The organism is Desulfosarcina sp. (assembly GCF_055467485.1).
Window position 1 is genome coordinate 34,012 of record NZ_JBUOIV010000014.1, and the last position, 18,331, is coordinate 52,342.

Sequence of the window (18,331 nt, forward strand, 5' to 3'; positions counted from 1 at the left end):
CAATGACCAACGCCCAAGCCAAGAATTGAAGAGGGGGAAGCGTATGCGTAGCCAATCGTTTGTGGTGGCGTTTGTGGGGGTAGTGTTGCTCAGCGGTATTGTTGCCTGTATCTCTCTGGGTGTCGCCGTTGCCGGAGATGAAGAGATGTGTGTTCCCCTGGGGATCATCACCCTGGAACCGCCAGATGGGGTTGAGAGCAAACGAGCCGCGGTGGATTTCCAGCATGGCCGCCATCTGGTTCTTGCCTGCAACAACTGCCATCACACCTGGAAAGGTGCAGAGCCCATTGTCGGTTGCATGACTTCCGGATGCCACGATCTCGAAGCGCTGCCCAGAAAAGAAGGGTCCAAGGCCATCGACAAGGATCAGGCGTTCCGCTACTATAAAAACGCCTACCACAACCAATGTATCGGCTGCCACAAGACCATGAAGAAGAATATCGAGGAGATGGCGAAAAGCATGGCCTCTATCGATGGGAAACTGCCTGTCACCGGTCCAGCCGGTTGTATCGGGTGCCATCCGAAGGACTAAGGTGACGATCCGCTTTTAGCGCCCGCTTACCAAACAACAATCCCCCCATCCGGTGATGGGGGGATTGTTGTTTGGCCCTCCGGCTCTGGGGCAAAACATCCGCAGGCTGTCGATCAGCGTGCAGATACCCGCGCACTGAACCCAGCCGTCTCAGAATATCCAGCCTCCGGCGTTCGCAAGCATTGGCTTTACATGAAACGATGTTCGAGACGGTTCCCAACCGCTTAAAACACATGCACCACCACATCGTAGATCAGCGGCAGAAAAATGGCCGGGAGCATGTTGCCGACCCTTATGTGGGTCAGCCGGAGCATGTTGATACCGATGGCGGCAATCAGCAGTCCGCCAACCCCGGACATCTGGGCGATCACACCCGCGGTCAGGTACGGTTTGAGCAGGGATGCGCCCAAGGTGATCGCACCCTGATAGAACAGGACCGGCAAGGCGGAGAAGATTACCCCGCTGCCGAAGGTGGAAGCAAAGACGACTGAGGTGATGCCGTCCAGCAACGACTTGGCAAACAGAGTCTCATGGTTGCCAGCCAGTCCGCTTTCCAGTGATCCCACGATGGCCATCGACCCCACACAGAAGACCAGGCTGGCCGTGACCAACCCCTTTGAAAACCCCCCTTGGGCCGACCGGCTGAAATGCTTTTCGGCATAGGCCCCCAGCGCTTCGATGTGGTCCTCGATCTGCATGGCCTCCCCCAGCAGGCTGCCGATCACCATGCATAAGATGACGCCGAGAAGATCTGCTGCATTCAGTGCCGAACGGGCGCCAATCAGAATGACGGACAGGCTGATGGCCTGCATGATGGTCGTTTTGTAATTATCTTTGATTCCTTTTTTAAGGAGCAGGCCAACCACGCCGCCTGCCGTTATTGCCGCTGCATTGACCAGGGTGCCGATCATGGCGTACTCGCTTGTTTATGAGGGGTTGAAGGGGCCGTCAGTCGGAAAACACACAAGCCGGCACCAGGTGCCGGCTTGTGTGACAACGAATGGACGGTTTGGGCCGTCGGCAAGTGGTCAAGCCGTTCGCGGTTTTCAGCGGTTGTTAAGAGGGGGCAATCCATTGCACTTGGCTGCAGCCTAAAAATAGGTTGCAACAGGTTGGTCTGCCGTTCACGACAGTGGCCTTGTTGCCGAATTAAGCCTTGCCTTGCCTGTGCGCATGGTGGCTTTGATCGACCCGGTCAACCTGGTTTTCGGATTCCCCGCTCGAACAGTTCGAAGGCTGTGGCCAGGGTGGATTTGAGGTAATCCTTGTCGGCGCTGATAATTTTCTTGCTGGCTTCCCACAGCACCACCCCTGAGAACATGGACCAGAAGATGTCGGCCAGCGCTACGGGATGACGATCGACATAGATGCCCGTTTTCATCCCTTCTTCAAAAATCTTGGCAATGGCCCCGATGGATTTCTGGGACAGATCCTTGATCTCCTCGAGCAGCGATTCGGACAGGTTTTTCAGGGTCTCGCTGGATTGAAGGTGAAACATATTGATGATAATCAGCGGGTCGAAATCATAGACGTCGTACATGGCTTCCATGAGCGCGCCCAGCTTCTGTTCGGGGGACAGGGCCGCGTCTTTGTTGACATGCGTGACTCGAATGTGGAGGTATTGGAGAATTCGTAGTGACAGTGAGGCGTAAAGCTCTTCCTTGTTCTTAAAGTAGAGGTAGAGGGTGCCCGGGCTCAACTCCGCCTCTTTGGCAATGTCCTCCATGGTCGCCTTGTTGAAACCCTTTTCCGAAAACACCCGTTTGGCAGCAACGATAATCTGTTGCCTCCGCCGTTCCTTTTCTCTCTCTTTTCGTTCCTGAATACCCATGATGCGATTGCTTCCTGAATGTGATTTATTTAGAAAACGTCTCTATAGAGAATAAAGTTATTTGGGTCAAGGGAAATTCCCGAATTTTCGTGAGACCCTGTTGTGGCGTGGCTGGCGGCGATGGCCTGCTACAAAAAAACGTCATAATTTAAGTCCAGATCAAAATAAGTCAAGAGGTGCAACGGGTGCGACGCCGGGTAGAAACGGTGGCTCTGGGGGTAAGGTGTCCAACGGGAAAATGGGGGTCGACAGGTATCCCTGAAGGGACTGCAGCGCACATGGTGGGCTATCCCATGAATACGGACAAGGTGTTGTTGCGAGCATTCACGTGCTGGATGGTGACCTGCACCAGATCCTCGGGTTTCAGGTCGATGCCGCTCGACTGGGGCAGGGGGCATTCGATCATGTAAGCCTTGAGCAGGATGGAATAGGCATTTCTCCGCCGCTGCAGGACGATGGCCTCTTCTTTGCCCCCAATCCGGTCTTCCAGGTGTTTGAGCAGCCAGTAGCGGTTTCTGCGAAACTGAATCCGCCCCACATCGGCCATGGGCTGGGCCAACTGACCGATGATTTCCTCGATTTCCTTTTCGGTGTATGCCGTTTCGAGGCCCAAAACCGCCCGGAGCTGGCGCTGGGTGACCAGATCAAAGTACTTCCTGATGGGAGAAGTGGCGGTTACATAGGCATCGAGTCCCAGTCCGCAGTGATGGTCCGGCCCCGGCTTCAGCGCAAACCGGTTGAGTAGTTTCCGCTGCATCCAGTTCTGGAACAGGGAGCCGGTACCGTTTTTCAGGATGCGGTCCTTGGGCTTTGGCTGCGATCTGAAAATGGCCGGCATCTGGTTCTCAACAAGAAAACGGGCTGACAGCCAGTTGGACAGAATCATCATTTCGGCGATCAGCATCCGGCCCGGACTCTCCCGGTTTACCCGGTTGACCACGGGGGTGCCGGATTCATCCAGCCAGATGTTGATTTCCGGAAGGGTGATCTGGATGGCCCCCTGGCTCAGGCGTTTTTCCCTGAATCGGGTGGCGATGTTGTAAAGCGTACCGATGGCTTCGCCCTCCTCTGCACTGACGTTGGCTTCGAAATAGCTGAGCTGATGGTCGACGCAAATGATGGAGGGGAATATGTCGTAGCTGATGATGTCGCCGGTCAGGCTGATCTTCACCATGGTGCTGATCGCCGGCCGGAGATGGTCTTTTTTGAGGCTCAATCGGTTTTCTGCAAGCAGGGGGGGCGCCATGGAGATCCGGATGTCCGGCATGTAAATCGAACTGCCGCGCGAGCGCGCCTCGATGTCCAGCGGGTCTCCTTTTTTGATGTGCTGGGCCACATCGGAGATATGGATTCCAACAAGAAAATGATCGTCCCGGGTTTCAATGCTCAGGGCATCATCAAAATCCAGGGTGGATTGACCATCGATGGTGATCGTGGTCAGGTGGGTGAGATCCACGCGGCCGCTGTCTTTGAGCGTACTTGCGGTTGCCGCCGGCACGGACTGGGCCCGCTCGAGGACCGGCTGCGGAAATTCAGTGGGGATTTTATAGCGCAGCAGATCCACATTTTCATCCGGCGTCCACACCCCCACGGCCACCAGATGATTGAAGATGGCCTCCGGCGAAGTCAGTTCGGCCTTTTTCATGATCGTCCGGGTCTCTTCGTAATGGGGGCTCTCTTTATCGAACAGGTAAAACGATTTGAATTTTTCCACCAGTTCCCGGTGGCATGCCGGCGGCTGGATGGTCGATCCCGACCGGACAGACTGGATCCATGCCGCTGCGTCGTCGATGAGTTTGTCCCTGCGGGCGGCTTTTTGTTCAGCCTCGATGATAGCGGCCACCTGTTCTTCGGTATGGGGCAGGAATCGGTCCGGTTTGAACTTGAAATACCGCCGGCTTTTAAACAAAGCACGGATGACGCCCGCCTGGTGGTCATCGTCCACAGCCGTTGGGAAACACAGGCCGGTCATGGTTTCCAGATCAATCCACGCCTGTTCCTGGTTGAGGATTTCCCAGAGCACGCCGATCTCGATTTCATCGGCAATGGCGCTTCGCTTGAGAGACAGTTCCCGTAGCGATTCCACCAGACGGTTCCTGCCCGCGGACAGGTCCAGGCGCATGTTCCCCCGGTGAGACAGCCGCTGGGCGGCCACCTTGACCTCCCGGTTGTGTTCGGTCAACAGCCGGAGCCGCTGGTTGCCGCCTTCCATCACCACTGTGCAGATGATTTTTTGATCGTCAATATATTCTACAATTTCACCTGATTCCATGGCTGATTGTATTAGCAACCCCCTTGGTGAAAGTCAATGTGCGTCCACGATGCGACGATCGTCAACCGGCCGCCTCAACGCAACGCCACCCGCCGCGGGTCATAAAAAAAGGCAGGGCCAGCGGCCCTGCCTTTTTGGTGACGGATCGACGGGATTTTTATTTTACAGCGTCTTTGAGTGCTTTTGCCGGTACGAACTTGGGAACCATTCTGGCTTCAATTTTGATCTCGGCGCCGGTCTGGGGATTGCGTCCGGTGCGGGCTTCCCGCTTGGCGGTCTTGAAACTGCCAAAACCAGCGATCTGGATGGGCTCATTCTTTTTCAGGGCGCTGGTAATAGCTGAAAAGACCCCATCCACGACTTCCTGAGCCTGCTTTTTGGTTGAAACGATCTGGGCCACTTCGTTGATTAAATCACCTTTATTCATGTTCATTCTCCTCCATATTAATGTTAACCGTAAGGACCATTAAGGTGGCCACCTATATCTGCAAATACCTTGTCCGTCAAGTGCTTAAACGGTTTTCGGGCACATTCCCGAAAACCGCCAGCCCTCAGTCGACCCTCGGGCACCCGAGTTTTTCTCCGTGGCTACGGGCACGCGGAAGGAAGGGATGCGTCTAGTGCCCGCCTGCCCACGGCACACCTGGTTTGGTGTAATAGACTGCGATTCATTGCAAGCTAGCGGATGGCGCGTTAAAAACAGCTCGGGACCATTGCGACCTGTCAATGCCTTAAAAAGACCTGGGGTGAGACTATCAGGCCCTGCATCGGGCGTGCTTAACGCTTGGCCGATTCGGCCCGGCAGGCATACCCGGCTGCCTATCGAAAGGGATTTAACTCAAAGCGCCAGCGTTTCGCCCCATCATGGTCCGGTTTGTCCGTTTCGACGATGGAGAGCCGTTTGAGGTCTTCTTGAAGAACCATCGTGCAGTGAGGACCGACAATCTGGGTTCCCGAAAAAACGTTCCCTCCGATTTTGACCATGGCCACACCGCGGTTTTCCTTCTGGGCCTCGTTGATGACATCCAGACGGGTGTTCAAATCAAGGATCGTCGTGGCGTTTTCGGTGATTGCCGTTTGAGCGGCGGCGATCTCCTGGCCGATTGATTCATCCTCCTCCATGAGCCTGGCCACATCGTGATCGTAGGCATCTTGTCTGGCTTTCAGATCAAGGATGGTCTGTTGAAGCTTTTCCATTTCATCACTGCCCGGCTTCAGTATGCCGGCCTCGGCTTTTTCCTGAAGACGCCGGTGCTGAACCATGCATCGGTCCTGCTCCTGGGCCACGTCGCCGAGACGGGTATTGAGCTCATCCGACCGGTTTCTAAGGTTCTGGAGCAGTCTTGGAAGCTTTTCGTGCTCGGCCTTGATCGCCTGAACCTTCGCTTTGATTGCATTCGCCTCCCTTTCCATCTGTCGGTCAATGCCCACAACGATTTCGCTGGATTTTGATGCTTTCGTGCCGATGTCCATGGCGGTGAGTCCCATCTTGGCCGAGATGGTTGAGGCGATGATGATGCCATCGTTGATCAGGCAGCGGCCATTGGCTTCAATCGTGGAATCGATGATCTCTTTTTCCACGGCCATGTCACCGGCCAGGATGATATCGGAATTGTGAATATGCCCGGCTTTCAGGTTCCCGCCGATTCGCAGAGTGGCACCGAAAATACCGTTCATCGAAGTGACATCTCCCTCGATATCGATCTGGGCGTCGCGAATCTCGTTGGCCCGCAGGCTTCCCCCTTTTACCCGGTACCCTTTCTCGACGGCGCCGGCCACTTCGATATGTCCGTCAAATGTCACATGCCCGGTTTCCAGGGAGATGTCGCCCTGGATATGCAGGGTCGGCATTACCGAAAGTTCGCCGGTGACGGATAGCTTGGGGATTCCGGAAAGCGTGGCGTGGACCTTCAGGCCGTCCTCCGACCGACGGGCGCCTTTACCGCACTTGAAGCGCTGCTCCCGTAATCTGGGGATGGGAATTTTTTTTCCGTAAATATCCATGCCCTCTTTGCCTTTGGGGCCGGGAATTTTTTCCGCCAGCAGATCTCCCTCTTTGACCTGGGGCAACTGCCCGCGTTCTTTCCAGTCCATCAGGCCATCTTCGGTCAATGTGCCTATTTTAAGTGGATTCGTATCAAAATGATAGTTGATTTGCGGCGGGGCATCTGGAATCGGATCGGTACCGGATGCGATAGTCCATCGTTCACCACGGCTGACCTCGCCTTTTAAGAAGGCCTCGATCTGTGAATCGTCAACGATTCCGTAAAGGATGCCTTCGGCGTGGAGCATGACTTTGACGTCGTTGATGTCAAGCTCCGTTGCCGGGACCTCGCCATCGATATAGGCCGACGCCGTCAGTTTGTTTTTGGAAACGCTGATGTCCAGGGTGCCGCCTTTTTTTCGGGCAGGTTGGGCGGGTTTGCTCTTTTTTTTGGGGGGGGGTGTTTCCCCGGATTCTGTTTTGGCGAAAATTACTTGTTGCATCTGAAGGATTTCGTTGCGCTGGGCAAGCGTAATGGCGCCCATTTCAGTCAATATTTCACCAATGGGCATGCTCACGCGCGTTTTTTCGTAAATGCGCGATTGGACCACCAGGGCTTTGTCCACCTTTTCCTGGTCGACGAAATTCATTTCAACGGCAATCACGCCAAAGCGGTTGCCTTTTTCTTTTTCATCGGTCATGCGAACCCACTCCATCCTTGCAGATCAACTGCGCCGAATCCCGTCCAGCAGTCTTCGTCCTACTTAACATAAGGCGCCAACTGGTGGTTGCATCGGATTATTTGCTGAAAACTTTAGTTTATAGTGAAATCAGGATGCCAGGATAAGACGGGGGCGGCAGTTCCTATAACACGGTTTTCATGGACATTGGGTAGTTTTTACCACAATGAACGGGGCGATGAATCGGTCGAACGGATGGGTTTTCTGTTTAACCATCCTATATACAAAGTATTTTTTTCAAATTTTTCGCCATCTCTCAAGATGGCACTATCATTGCTGATTGGTGTCGTGTGAGGCGGCATCCTGAATCTGATTTGGTGTGAATGTAAAAATTGTGCTGTCGATGGTTGCGGGTCTGAAAGCGAATTGCCTGCGTTGCGCTTCCCGCCGCTTCACCACTTTCGGTGTGACGCTCCCGGCGTCCACTACTGGAATCCTTTTCTGGCAAACGGATGGTAACACCGCCCGGCGGTGGAAAGGAAGGCAGCCGATGGCCATGAATTTCAAGATTTTCCAGCATAAAAACAGCAATAGCGTCCACATCACCCTTGACGGAGATTTCGACGGCACCTCCGCCCATGAACTGGTCAACACCCTGAAATCCTACGGGCCGGATGTGGAACAGGTCTTCATCAATACCAACGGATTGAAATCGGTTCATCCATTCGGTCAGGTCGTCCTTCATCGCAATCTGCCCGGTCTGTGCGGCCGCTGCAGGAACCTGGTCTTCATCGGCGACCATGGCCGGCGGTTGTCCAGGCCGTGGATTCAGTAACCCTCAGGTAGCGCCGGCCGGACTTTAAAAATCCGCTCTTTGCGTATCTGCACGGTGCCCGGCTTGGCGCCACGGGGTTTGGTGACATGGCGGGCCAGGGTTCCGGAAACCGCCACCACTCCGCCACTCCGGGCCTTGCTGTGGTAAGCCGCAATGGCCGCGGCCTGGTTCAGTGTCTTGCGGTCCGGCGGCCGATCCCCGTCCGCCACCAGGACCACGTGACTGCCGGGCATGCCGCGCACATGGAACCACCAGTCGTTGGGCCCGGCGACTTTCAGGCTGAGGTGATCGTTGTCCGCATCGGTTTTTCCTGCCATGACCCGGTGGCCGCCGGAGATTATGTAGTCCCACACGCGTGGCGGATCAGGTCGATGTCTGCCGCTTTCAGTTCTTTCCGTCAACGTTTCCTCCGTTGTTCGATTCATCAGGGTCACAGGTTATGACAGCGACGGGAGAAACTCAAAGGATTTTCCTTGAGAATTGACATGGTCGATGGAGGCGGATAGATTGGGGCCGGGTCAAGCGTCTGTGCAATCGTCAGTGTCATTTTTTACTGTTTCAAGCCGGTGTGTTGCCATATGATGGAGTTGAATCGGATGCCTAACCGATTGATAGCCCTTCTTCTTGGAATCGGCCTCTTCACAGGCTCAAACCTGGTTCGAGCCGATATGGTGATCCTCAGGTCGGGTGAGATGTATCAGACCCCGAGAGCGTGGAAGGAAAACGGTACCGTCAACTACTACAAAGACGGACGGGTGGTCAGGGTCGATGAAAAAGAGGTGGATCGACTGATTCAATCACCGGTACCGCTTGAAGACCAACCGCCTTCCGAGCAACAGCCAGCCGCCGATCCAACCTATCCGACCGATATCCCTGCCGCCAGCCAGCCACTTTCACCGCCGTCGCCGACGGGTGATGACTCCGGGTACCTTGGCCTGAAATGGGGACAACCGCTCTCGCAGATTGACGGTCTGGCACTCGTTGGAACCGATCCGGCATATGGGGGCGTGCAGCAGTACGCCTACGTGCAGCGTAAGAAGCGTTTCGGCCGAGCGCATGTGGACAATATCTTCTACGGATTCTGGCAGGGGGGGCTCTACACCATTCTCGTAGAGATCAGCAATTTTCTGGATTTCATGGATCTGAAGGCGGAGGCTTTCCGGCGTTATGGTGAAGGCAGGCAGGAAAGTGATCATGAAGAAAAGTATCGCTGGACGGACGAGGGTTCCGACCGGCTGCTCGCCTACGACCACGACACGGATATGGGCTTTTTATGGATGCGCTCCACGGTCCTGCACGAAAAGGTCAGTGCGCGCTATCCGGAATAGCGCGCCGCCGGTCATTTCATCGGCTGTCCCCGGGGGTTGACCGTCCATGCCCGGTGGCCATGTGCTCGCATGACGGCCGGTATTCTGCCCTCAGCGGGAGGGCTGGGGGGCGAGCCGGGCGATGACGTTCACCGGGCCCGGAATCAGCCGCTGCCGAATCATGATCCGCTCTGTCTGCTGCCATGCCGCTGTATCGATATGGCCGACGGGGATGCCGGGGTCGGGTTGGATCATCTGCCGGGTGACCATCAGTTGACGGCGCAAGACCGCGTCCGATGTGTCGCGATCGTACTCGGCCACTGCCCGGATAACCGCGCTCTCGTTGGCTGGTGCCATGGCCGCCTGCCATCCGGCCAGCAGTGCCCGGATGAATCGGCCTACCGTTTGCGGATGGCGGTCCATCATTTTTTTTGAGGTAACGACGCTGTTGGCGACGAACCGGACCCCGTGTTCGGACGGATCGAAAAAAGCCGCCCGCTCGCCCCCGGCCGCAAGCTTGTCCGACAAAAAGATTCCCTGGGTATTGCGGTAGACTGGCCAGACGGTCACCCGATTCTGAAAAAAAGGTGTGTAGTCGTACCGAACACTGGCCAATTGAACCTGACGCTCATCCATGCCGACGCTGGCCAGCAAGGCTCGCATGATGGTTTCGTCGTTGCCGCCGTAGGTGATGCCCACGGTGCGGCCCGCCAAATCCTGGACCCGTGACAGGGAAAAGTCATCCGCCCGGTAGACCCACTGGAGGGGGTTGACTTGGAACAGCTGGGCCAGCACGACCACCTCAGCACCCTTGGCCAGCGCCCGAATCACCTGGTCCGCCGAGGCCACGCCGAACTGGGCATATCCCAGTTCCAGCTCCCGGACGGCATCCCGCTCAGGGCCTCCGGCCTTGACCGCCACGTCCATCCCCTGCCTGGAAAAAAAGCCCTGATCCAGGGCGAATATGTCCCCGGCGGTGCTGGCATTGATCAGCCATTTCAGGCGGTAGGCAATCCTTTCCTGGGCCAGCGCCGGGTCGGCCGCAACCAGGGTGCTGCCGACGACACACAGCAGGACTATAGCGGTAAGCCATTGACATGCAAGGCGTTGACCCATGCTGCAACCTCCCGTCAGTGAGTAATAGCTATCCGGCCGCCCAGGCTTTTTTCAAGCCGGCGCCCAGCAATTCCAGTATGCCCTGGTACAGGGAGAGGGTGATGCCGATGATGAACAGCGCCACCAGAATCTTGGACAGATCGCTCTGGTACAGGGCGATGCGGATGCTGTAACCGATTCCGGCATTGGCGGCGATGAATTCGGCCACGATGGTGCCTGCCATGGCCAGGGTGGCACTGCCGGAAATCACAGTGGTCAGCTTGTGCAGGTTTTCGAAGGCCCGGATTTTGACTTCGAGCTGCCAGCGCAGCCGGCCCGTTACCCGATAGAAATGTTCGATATCGACCACCGGTTCACTCATGATGCCGATGACCGACAAAAGCAGCGGAAAATAGCAGATCATGGCGGCGATGAACAGGCGGGTCAGGAATCCGTCCCCCAGCAGGATAAACAGGATCGGTGCGATGGCCACAATGGGATAAGCCTGTACATTGTAGGCCGCCACCTTGATGAAAGAGCCGAACCAGGTGGCCCGGCGTCCGGCCACACCGACGCCCAGGGCCATCAGGATGGACAGCACCTGGCCGACGACGGCCACGGCGAAAGTGTCCAGCACATCACCCATATACCGGGGAAATTCCGCCTGTCCCGTCTGCCAGACACCTACGGGGCCGGGAATGACGTAATCGGAAAGGTTCAGGACAAGCTTGATGCCGAACAGCAGCCCGATGCCCAGCAGGTAGATGATGAAAAACTGGAAGATCCGTCTATGCAGCATTCATGATCTCCAGCATGGACCGCTCTAATGCGGTTTTGTCAAGGGGCCGGGTTTCACGGTGATCCTGGCCGCTGACGCGACACGTCTGGGACGATTGATGCGCCCCGCGAAAGACGATGATCTGGTCACAGAAGCGGGCCACTTCCACGACATTGTGGGAAATGTAGAGAAAGCCGGCTTCCGGAAAGAGCGATTTGATCTTGTAAAGGATGGCCTGTCGGGTGGGTTCGTCCACATTGGCCAGGCTTTCGTCCATGATGAGGATGCCAAAGTCCTGGAGCAGATACCGCAGCAGGTTGACCCTGTTGCACTGCCCCATGGATAGTTGGGAATGGCGCATGCCCATGAGTCTGGCCAGACCGAAATGGTGGATGAGCTCGTCTTTCAGCCCTTGGCGGCCGGATGGGGTGGTCTTTTCCAGGTGCCTGCCCACCGATGACCACCCGGGCAGCCGCTCCCGGTTGTAGGTATACAGGCAGCGGCGCTCCCCGATGGCTTTTACCTGCCCCGAGAAGTTGTCGATGTCACCTGAAATTATTCTGGCAAGAGTGGTCTTGCCGACGCCGGAGGGTCCGAAAAGCGCGTGAAAACCCGGTTTGTCGATGGACAAATCGAGATTTTCGAAAAGCGGGGTCTCTGCACCCGGATACCGAAATGTGATGTCATGGCAGGCAATCAATTTCTCACACTCATCGAATCCACCGCTTCGCGGGGGTGGATAAGTCCTCCCCGCGGTGATCCTCGGATAATGCGTGCGCTATCGCGGTACACGGCCTTTTTGTTTGACACCAATATATCTGTTCAATATCATTTAGAATTAGAATTTTCCAGTTATATCCGCAACAGGAATTGAAGTCCCGGCGGTTTCTGCCGCCTGGAGGCAGCCATGCCCGACCACCGTTTCAGCGAAGCAACCCACGCCTGGCGGCAAAGGCGGATCGAGATGTCCTGCGGGCAGCCGGCTTGGGTCATTGACGCGCGAGGCGACCGCTTTGCGCCCAGGACATCGACGGGTAGATGAACGAACACCCAAGCGATAAACGGCATTGGCCGACCGTCCTTCTGGTTTTGATCACGGCGTCCGCCCTGGTGGTGTGCCTGCTTTTCGCGGGCTACCTGTATCTGCCGGAGCTGGTCACCGGCCGGCTTCCCGTGGCGCAGGTCCGGCGACTGGGATTTACGGATTTCAAGGGGCGGGTCGGCAGAATCGGCCCGTTTCAGACGACTGCGGGACCCTTTGTTTTCGGCCATGCCGACCATCCGGCCCTTTCCATCCATTCCATCGCCATTGACTATACGCCGGGAGAACTGCGTCGAAAGAAAATTCGGCGCATCCGCATCAGTGATGTGACCGTAAACGGAGCCCTTGGTCCGGACGGGCTTACCTTTCCGGGGCTGGACCGAGCCACGCCGGCGAGAAAGGAGCCGGTCGATCAGGAAGGCTCAGACACCGGGTCGCCGCTCGCCGGCATCGAAGTGGAGGAGGTGGCCATCCGCGGCGGCATAGTCAATCTAACCTGGGACGACGCGACCCATAAAATCCCTTTTGAAGCAGATCTGAGGCCCGGTGAAAAGGATGCCACGACGCTGGACGCATATGTACGCCTGTTCCTCCGCGACCAACTCCTGGCGCTGGCTGTGCATGCGGACGTTGACGGCCAACTGGCAAGGGTCAGTCTCGACGGGCCCGCCATCGCCATGGATGGTTTCGCCGACCTGATTCATCGGATTGCAGGGCTGGATGCCACCGGTAAAGTGACTGTTGCCTCAAACGTGGAGTTGACATGGACCCCGTTGGCCATATCCACTGCGAATATCCGCCTGACCTGGCACAGCGGTCGGCTGACCTATGCGTCAGCGGTGGTTGAACCGGGGCCGGACGAGACGCCGGCCACTCTGTCGGCCGTCTCCGAGGATACCCGGACCTGGCGGATCAAGGCTCAGGGTGTGCAGCTCCGGACGCCGGCTCCCGTGGCCATGGAGATGCTGTCAGCGACCGTGAATCTCGGTAAAGGCCTTCTGGCCATGGCGGGCGATGCCGAATTGACCCTCCTGCCCGGGTCCATCGAAGGCCCGACACCGGTTTCCCTGAAAGCCAGCGCGTCCCTGCCGGTGACCTTCGATGTCTCCCGAAAGGCCACGGGGGAATGGACGGCCGGGTTCGGTACGAACGGAAACAACCCTGGCATTCGATCGGACCCGCTGGCATTCACGCTGGCCGGAGCGAGCATCCATGCCGGTTCGCCCCGCTTCAGCCTGACAGCTGCGGGGGACGGGCAGGACAGGCGTGCAGACTGGTTGTTGGATATGAAGGAGATCCGGGCAATCGACGCCGGGACCACCCTCACCTTGCCATCGGTTGAAGCGAGTGGAGATCTGCAGTTCAAGGATGAATCCCAGGATCCGGCCTGGACCGGGTATGCCCGCATACGGCTTGCATCCCCCACCCTCGACGGTAAGGGAATGGCCGGCAGGCTCGATGCCGTGACCCTGTCCGCCCGCTTTGGAAAACAAGGGGGTAACGCACCGGTTGTCGATGCGCGGCTGCAATGCGCCAACGGCTGGTTTCATCATCAGGACAGCGGACTGGGAGTGTCGGGGGGGCGTCTGGATCTTCCCTTTCGTTCGGGCCCCGGGGCAACTTTCAGCCAGGGCACGTTTTCCCTTGCACGGATCGAACACCATCAACGCACCATCGGGACGCTCACGGGTCGGATCACCCAGGCGAAAGACGCCTATGCGTTCACCGCCACCCACGCCAGCGTTCTGTTTCCCGGAATGACCGCCACGCTCTCCGGCAACGTGCCAATCAACTCGCCCCGCCTCGGGGATGCAGACGTCGCATTTCAGATTCCGCCATACGAATTGCCGGCCGGCAGCGATTTGGGGAAATTTCTCCCGGCGGCCAACGGAGTGACCCTGTCCGGAACGATCTCCGCAGCGGGAAATGCATCCATCGCTGCCAATGGCTTCAACGGCGATGTCGAGGTTGCCGTAAAGGGCGGCGAGCTGCACATGGCGAAAAAGAAAATCACCGTGGCGGGAATCGATGCGACCCTGCACTTCCCGGAATTGCCGCGCATTCGCAGCGGTCCTGCCCAGGCGATTCGCTTTGCCCGGGCCGCCATGGGCGGCATCGTGGTGGACGGGGGCATGTTCGATGTCCAGGTGGAGTCGGCGGACACCCTGTTTATCGAGAAAGGCCGCCTGAACTGGTGCGGCGGCAAGGTGGATGCCCAGGCGCTGCGCATCACGGCCGACAAACAGGACTATCAGGTGAGTCTTTATTGTCAGCGGTTGGGCCTGTCGCGGATCCTCGAACAACTGGGAGCGGTGAACGCCAGGGGCAGCGGCACGGTTAACGGCAGGATTCCCATCGCCTACAACAATGGACGCATTCGTTTCGATGACGGGTTCCTTTTTTCCACCCCCGGGGAACCCGGACAGATACAGCTGACCGGCACCGATATGCTTACCCGGGGAATTCCGGCCGGGACACCCCAGTTTGCCCAGGTGGAGCTGGCCCGGGAGGCCTTGAAGGACTATGCGTATACCTGGGCCAAGCTTGGGCTGGTCTCCGAGGGTGAGGATTTTGTCATGCGCCTCCAGTTTGACGGCAAACCGGCCAACCCCTTGCCTTTCATCTATAAAAAAGAGATCGGCAGCTTCGTTCGCGTCGAGGCCGGTGCGCAGGGCTCGCGCTTCCAGGGCATTGGCCTCGACGTGAACCTGAGACTTCCACTCGACCAGCTTTTACAGTATAAGGGCATTGTCAACATGATCGAGTAACATAGGCTTCAAACGAAATTGATTGCGACCGCGTTATCGATCGTCGCAAAATTACCCGCAGGGAGCCCTCCCCATGGCCCTGCCAAATCGAATATGTTGAAGCCTATACAAGGAGACCCGTTATGCTGAATAAAATGGTGCTGCCGGCGGTAATCGTCTGGGCCTTGTGGGGCTTCTCGTCCTGCGCCACGCGCCACGAAGTGGAGGTGAAGCCGGTTGAAATCAAACCCATCCACATTACCATCGACGTCAACGTCAAAGTGGATCGGGCTCTGGACGATTTCTTCGGGGATATCGACGAAACCGCCAAGGCAATCAAGCCGACTGAATGATGCCGGCGGCAAACGGTGTTTTGTCGGCCATGAAAGGACGATTCAAATGAACCGGAAACGATATGGGTGGTTGGCGGCAACGGTGGTTGCCGGCGTGTTTCTCTTCTCGGCATCCGCCTCTTGCGCCGACATCAAAGCCAGGATGAAGGACCGGCTGCCGAGAATCATCGAGCTCAAGGCCGCCGGCATTGTCGGGGAGAACAATCAAGGGTTTCTCGCCTTCATCGGCGGCAACCAGTCTGAGCAGGCGCTGGTGGAGGCGGAAAACCAGGATCGGCAGCTGGTTTACAGCGCCATCGCCAAGCAGCAAGGAACCACCGCCGACGTGGTCGGTCGGCGTCGGGCGCTGCAGATTGCCGAGAATGCCAAGCCCGGAGAATGGCTCCAGGATGCCGGTGGCAAGTGGGTTCAGAAATAAGCCGCCAGGTAAGCGTCGACCTTCAGTTAAGCGCCACGGGAGACCGGCTGGAGGCTGCGTGGATCGGCCCCCCGCCGGACAAAGCGCCCACAGTTATATTTCTTCACGAAGGGCTGGGGTGTGTCGCCTTATGGCGGGATTTCCCGGCCCGGCTGGCCGCCATGACCGGATGCGGGGCATTGGTTTACAGCCGCCTGGGATACGGTGGTTCCGCACCCTGTCCGCTGCCGCGAAAGGTCGATTTCATGCACCACGAGGCATTGGTGGTGCTGCCCGAGGTCATTCGTCAAAGTGGGGTTCGCGAATACCTGCTGGTCGGCCACTCCGACGGTGGCTCCATCGCTCTGATCCACGCCGGCGGCAATCCCTGCCCGGGCCTGAAGGGGGTGGTCACCCTGGCCGCTCACGTTTTTTGCGAAAGACTCACGCGGCGATCCATTCAGGCCGCACGGCAACGCTATCTCAACGGAGAGCTTAAAGCGCGGTTGTCCCCTTACCACGGAGAAAACACCCACTGCGCCTTCTGGGGCTGGAACGATGTATGGCTCCATCCGGATTTCAGGGATTGGCGGATCGACGACTTTCTACCGGCCATCCATGTACCGGTATTGGCCATCCAGGGGGAAATGGACCCATACGGGTCGCAGGCTCAGCTTGACGTCATCCAGGCAAAGTCCGCCGGCGGGGTTTCCGTCGAGGTGATTGCCGGCTGTGGGCACGCGCCGCACCTGGAAAATTCCGATATCGCCCTGGCGGCCATCACGGCATTTATTAAGCCCCGGATTGGCGCAAGGGGTTAACCCGATCGCTTGCACATGCACCGGGTTCCGCTCCACTTTGGTCGGATCGATGGGCACTGCTCCGGTTTCATCGGTAAAGCAAAAACCGGATTCAATGGGGGGCGGGAAGACGCTCCAGAACCTTGCCATCATCGTTCAGGACAAAAACGAGAAAACCGTTTTCGGCAGCATGGCGGGCAAGGTCTTCGTAGATGATGGCTTGTACTTCGTACTTCTTCTTTTTATCCAGTTTCAGATGGAGCATGGCCTGCTGAGCGGAGTCTTTGTCCAAAAAGGCCGGGATGAATGAGATATCGTGCTCGATATCGGTCTGCCCGACGATCTGTTCGCCGGGGCCGGTTTTCAAGATGGCCACATAGAGCCAGGTGGTTGCTTCGATGCTCATATAAAATGCTCCCTGATCGGTCCGGCGCTTTTTCAGATGACGCCGATCGTGTTTCCATTGCTCCGATGGGTTGGGCCGCCAATCGTCATTCAGATGGCCCGGTTTGTCGCGTTGGCCTCAGAATCCCATGTCTTCGTTGATCAGAACGACTTTCACCCGGTGCTTGGGAAAACTCTTTTCTGTGATTGTCCAGGTGTTGCAAATGCGATCGGGGCTGCTGCAATCTTCACAGCGACCGGTTTTACCGCAGGGACTTTTTTTGTCCAGCCGCATGACGTTCACCGGTGCCGCGTAGCTTTTGACCCGGACTAGGGCCGCCTCGCGATCCTGCACGATCTTATTCCGGCCGATGAAAAGAAGCACGTGGCGAGGGCCGAAGGTCAGGGCGGCGACCCGATTGCCGATCATGTCCAGATTGACCAGTTGGCCGCTTTCGGTAACGGCATTGGTGCCGGTGATGAACAGGTCCACCAGCAGTGATTCCCGCCGCCGCTGTATGCTCTGCTCGGGTGAAAGGCTTTTGTCGTAGGTATCCAATACCGTGTAGCGGGGATCGTTTCGCAGCGCTTCGTAAAGCCTGGTGCCGACAAACGTCATGGATCCGCCCCAGGAGATGGTTTTCGGGCCACAGGCCGGGATTATCGTGTCGTAGGCCATTTTTTTGGCCAGGTCCTTGTTGTCGGCGATATAGACATCGAAGTTATTGGCTTCCAGTGTTTTTTTCAGTTTTTGAAGCCGAAGCTCCCAGTACTGGTGAATGGGGTTGTCCATGTGGATCTCCTCTGATGCGCTCGACTAGGGTTGCTCTGACCGGTTATGATGCCGGTTCTATCTTCCCTGCAAAACGATGTCAAGTCGCACCGGACCGCGGCGACTGGAAACGCCATTATCCAGTGAATTGCCGCTGCATCCGATCCAGGTAGTCATCCAGTTCCCCCATGGTCGAAAAGACCTGCTGGGATGGCAGGGCTTTGATGATGTCGAATACTTTCTGTATCTGGGGCTGCAGGTTCAGCAGTATCACCCTGCCGTTGTAGGTTTTCATGGTCTTCTGGGCTTTGGCGATCACCCGTACGCCCATGCTGGAGATGTAGTCGAGTCTTTCCATGTCGAACACCAGGGTGTGGGGCTTTTCCTGGAGCACCATATCCACCCGGTCCTCCAAAATGGGAAAGGTGCTGGTGTCCAGCCGCCCGGAAGGTGAGAGCATATACACCCCGTCCATCTTCTGCCTCGATTGTACCATAAGATTCATCTGTTTCTCCTTGTTGG

19 protein-coding genes are annotated in these 18,331 nt (G+C 57.1%); 6 read left to right on the forward strand and 13 right to left on the reverse strand.

Translation table 11 applies throughout. From position 1 onward, the window contains the following. The first annotated feature begins 43 nt into the window (after positions 1-43). Positions 44-532 (forward strand): cytochrome c3 family protein, encoded by a 489-nt coding sequence (locus tag ACZCED_RS09085; RefSeq protein ID WP_462969316.1) that lies wholly within the window; start codon positions 44-46, stop codon positions 530-532. A 224-nt stretch (positions 533-756) separates the two neighbouring features. Here the strand turns inward: ACZCED_RS09085 and ACZCED_RS09090 are convergent, their stop codons facing one another. From ACZCED_RS09090 to ACZCED_RS09120, 7 genes are all read right to left on the reverse strand, one after another. After that, positions 757-1,443 carry a DUF554 domain-containing protein gene (locus ACZCED_RS09090; protein ID WP_464860666.1) on the reverse strand — a complete coding sequence of 229 codons (687 nt, stop codon included), beginning with the start codon at positions 1,441-1,443 and terminating at the stop codon, positions 757-759. Between the two features lie 284 nt (positions 1,444-1,727). Beyond that, a complete protein-coding gene (locus tag ACZCED_RS09095) occupies positions 1,728-2,363 on the reverse strand; it encodes a TetR/AcrR family transcriptional regulator (RefSeq protein ID WP_462969314.1) in 636 nt (211 codons plus the stop codon). Positions 2,364-2,649: 286 nt separating this feature from the next. Next, positions 2,650-4,635, reverse strand: a complete 1,986-nt coding sequence (locus ACZCED_RS09100) for a ribonuclease catalytic domain-containing protein (RefSeq protein WP_462969313.1) — start codon at positions 4,633-4,635, stop codon at positions 2,650-2,652. 157 nt (positions 4,636-4,792) lie between these two features. Then, complete coding sequence (locus tag ACZCED_RS09105; RefSeq protein ID WP_462969312.1) at positions 4,793-5,062, reverse strand: HU family DNA-binding protein; 270 nt, start codon at positions 5,060-5,062, stop codon at positions 4,793-4,795. 392 nt (positions 5,063-5,454) lie between these two features. Then, positions 5,455-7,320, reverse strand: coding sequence for a DUF342 domain-containing protein (locus ACZCED_RS09110; protein WP_464860667.1), 1,866 nt, complete (start codon positions 7,318-7,320; stop codon positions 5,455-5,457). Positions 7,321-7,615: 295 nt separating this feature from the next. Then, complete coding sequence (locus ACZCED_RS09115; protein ID WP_464860668.1) at positions 7,616-8,101, reverse strand: hypothetical protein; 486 nt, start codon at positions 8,099-8,101, stop codon at positions 7,616-7,618. A gap of 26 nt (positions 8,102-8,127) precedes the next feature. Further along, the gene (locus tag ACZCED_RS09120; RefSeq protein WP_462969309.1) at positions 8,128-8,535 is read right to left on the reverse strand and encodes an NFACT RNA binding domain-containing protein; all 408 of its coding nucleotides are present in this window, start codon (positions 8,533-8,535) and stop codon (positions 8,128-8,130) included. Positions 8,536-8,826: 291 nt separating this feature from the next. Here ACZCED_RS09120 and ACZCED_RS09125 point away from each other — a divergent pair, with 291 nt between their 5' ends. Then, positions 8,827-9,462 carry a hypothetical protein gene (locus ACZCED_RS09125; RefSeq protein ID WP_464860669.1) on the forward strand — a complete coding sequence of 212 codons (636 nt, stop codon included), beginning with the start codon at positions 8,827-8,829 and terminating at the stop codon, positions 9,460-9,462. A 90-nt stretch (positions 9,463-9,552) separates the two neighbouring features. On the opposite strand, the gene ACZCED_RS09130 is transcribed toward ACZCED_RS09125, so the two are convergent. The 3 genes from ACZCED_RS09130 to ACZCED_RS09140 are packed head-to-tail and all read right to left on the reverse strand — an operon-like array spanning position 9,553 to position 12,014. Further along, complete coding sequence (locus ACZCED_RS09130) at positions 9,553-10,557, reverse strand: ABC transporter substrate-binding protein (RefSeq protein WP_462969307.1); 1,005 nt, start codon at positions 10,555-10,557, stop codon at positions 9,553-9,555. A gap of 28 nt (positions 10,558-10,585) precedes the next feature. Continuing rightward, complete coding sequence (locus tag ACZCED_RS09135) at positions 10,586-11,335, reverse strand: ABC transporter permease (protein WP_462969306.1); 750 nt, start codon at positions 11,333-11,335, stop codon at positions 10,586-10,588. Further along, complete coding sequence (locus ACZCED_RS09140; protein WP_462969305.1) at positions 11,325-12,014, reverse strand: ATP-binding cassette domain-containing protein; 690 nt, start codon at positions 12,012-12,014, stop codon at positions 11,325-11,327. The genes ACZCED_RS09135 and ACZCED_RS09140 overlap by 11 nt, the downstream gene beginning before the upstream one ends. Positions 12,015-12,352: 338 nt before the next feature. On the opposite strand from ACZCED_RS09140, the gene ACZCED_RS09145 reads away from it, so the two are divergent. The 4 genes from ACZCED_RS09145 to ACZCED_RS09160 all read left to right on the forward strand — a co-directional run bounded on the left by ACZCED_RS09145 (position 12,353) and on the right by ACZCED_RS09160 (position 16,674). Next, a complete protein-coding gene (locus ACZCED_RS09145) occupies positions 12,353-15,124 on the forward strand; it encodes an intermembrane phospholipid transport protein YdbH family protein (protein ID WP_464860670.1) in 2,772 nt (923 codons plus the stop codon). A gap of 122 nt (positions 15,125-15,246) precedes the next feature. Continuing rightward, the gene (locus tag ACZCED_RS09150; RefSeq protein WP_462969303.1) at positions 15,247-15,456 is read left to right on the forward strand and encodes a hypothetical protein; all 210 of its coding nucleotides are present in this window, start codon (positions 15,247-15,249) and stop codon (positions 15,454-15,456) included. Between the two features lie 46 nt (positions 15,457-15,502). Next, positions 15,503-15,874, forward strand: coding sequence for a YdbL family probable chaperone protein (locus tag ACZCED_RS09155; protein WP_462969302.1), 372 nt, complete (start codon positions 15,503-15,505; stop codon positions 15,872-15,874). After that, entirely contained in the window at positions 15,859-16,674 is an 816-nt protein-coding gene (locus ACZCED_RS09160; RefSeq protein ID WP_464860671.1) for an alpha/beta fold hydrolase, read from the forward strand. Before ACZCED_RS09155 ends, ACZCED_RS09160 begins: the two co-directional genes overlap by 16 nt. Before the next feature lie 91 nt (positions 16,675-16,765). Here the strand turns inward: ACZCED_RS09160 and ACZCED_RS09165 are convergent, their stop codons facing one another. The 3 genes from ACZCED_RS09165 to ACZCED_RS09175 form a co-directional block, all read right to left on the reverse strand. Further along, the gene (locus ACZCED_RS09165) at positions 16,766-17,059 is read right to left on the reverse strand and encodes a hypothetical protein (RefSeq protein ID WP_462969300.1); all 294 of its coding nucleotides are present in this window, start codon (positions 17,057-17,059) and stop codon (positions 16,766-16,768) included. A 117-nt stretch (positions 17,060-17,176) separates the two neighbouring features. Further along, positions 17,177-17,830 (reverse strand): lactate utilization protein, encoded by a 654-nt coding sequence (locus ACZCED_RS09170; RefSeq protein WP_462969299.1) that lies wholly within the window; start codon positions 17,828-17,830, stop codon positions 17,177-17,179. Positions 17,831-17,945: 115 nt separating this feature from the next. Next, entirely contained in the window at positions 17,946-18,314 is a 369-nt protein-coding gene (locus ACZCED_RS09175) for an STAS domain-containing protein (protein ID WP_462969298.1), read from the reverse strand. Between the last annotated feature and the right edge of the window lie 17 nt (positions 18,315-18,331).

Coding starts and splice junctions, on each gene's coding strand:
- ACZCED_RS09125 (WP_464860669.1), top strand. CDS start 8,827: ATGTATCAGACCCCGAGAGCGTGGAAGGAAAACGGTACCGTCAACTAC.
- ACZCED_RS09105 (WP_462969312.1), bottom strand. CDS start 5,062: ATGAATAAAGGTGATTTAATCAACGAAGTGGCCCAGATCGTTTCAACC.
- ACZCED_RS09155 (WP_462969302.1), top strand. CDS start 15,503: ATGAACCGGAAACGATATGGGTGGTTGGCGGCAACGGTGGTTGCCGGC.
- ACZCED_RS09170 (WP_462969299.1), bottom strand. CDS start 17,830: ATGGACAACCCCATTCACCAGTACTGGGAGCTTCGGCTTCAAAAACTG.
- ACZCED_RS09095 (WP_462969314.1), bottom strand. CDS start 2,363: ATGGGTATTCAGGAACGAAAAGAGAGAGAAAAGGAACGGCGGAGGCAA.
- ACZCED_RS09135 (WP_462969306.1), bottom strand. CDS start 11,335: ATGCTGCATAGACGGATCTTCCAGTTTTTCATCATCTACCTGCTGGGC.
- ACZCED_RS09150 (WP_462969303.1), top strand. CDS start 15,247: ATGCTGAATAAAATGGTGCTGCCGGCGGTAATCGTCTGGGCCTTGTGG.
- ACZCED_RS09115 (WP_464860668.1), bottom strand. CDS start 8,101: ATGGTCGCCGATGAAGACCAGGTTCCTGCAGCGGCCGCACAGACCGGG.
- ACZCED_RS09085 (WP_462969316.1), top strand. CDS start 44: ATGCGTAGCCAATCGTTTGTGGTGGCGTTTGTGGGGGTAGTGTTGCTC.
- ACZCED_RS09165 (WP_462969300.1), bottom strand. CDS start 17,059: ATGAGCATCGAAGCAACCACCTGGCTCTATGTGGCCATCTTGAAAACC.
- ACZCED_RS09145 (WP_464860670.1), top strand. CDS start 12,353: ATGAACGAACACCCAAGCGATAAACGGCATTGGCCGACCGTCCTTCTG.
- ACZCED_RS09090 (WP_464860666.1), bottom strand. CDS start 1,443: ATGATCGGCACCCTGGTCAATGCAGCGGCAATAACGGCAGGCGGCGTG.
- ACZCED_RS09110 (WP_464860667.1), bottom strand. CDS start 7,320: ATGACCGATGAAAAAGAAAAAGGCAACCGCTTTGGCGTGATTGCCGTT.
- ACZCED_RS09100 (WP_462969313.1), bottom strand. CDS start 4,635: ATGGAATCAGGTGAAATTGTAGAATATATTGACGATCAAAAAATCATC.
- ACZCED_RS09130 (WP_462969307.1), bottom strand. CDS start 10,557: ATGGGTCAACGCCTTGCATGTCAATGGCTTACCGCTATAGTCCTGCTG.
- ACZCED_RS09175 (WP_462969298.1), bottom strand. CDS start 18,314: ATGAATCTTATGGTACAATCGAGGCAGAAGATGGACGGGGTGTATATG.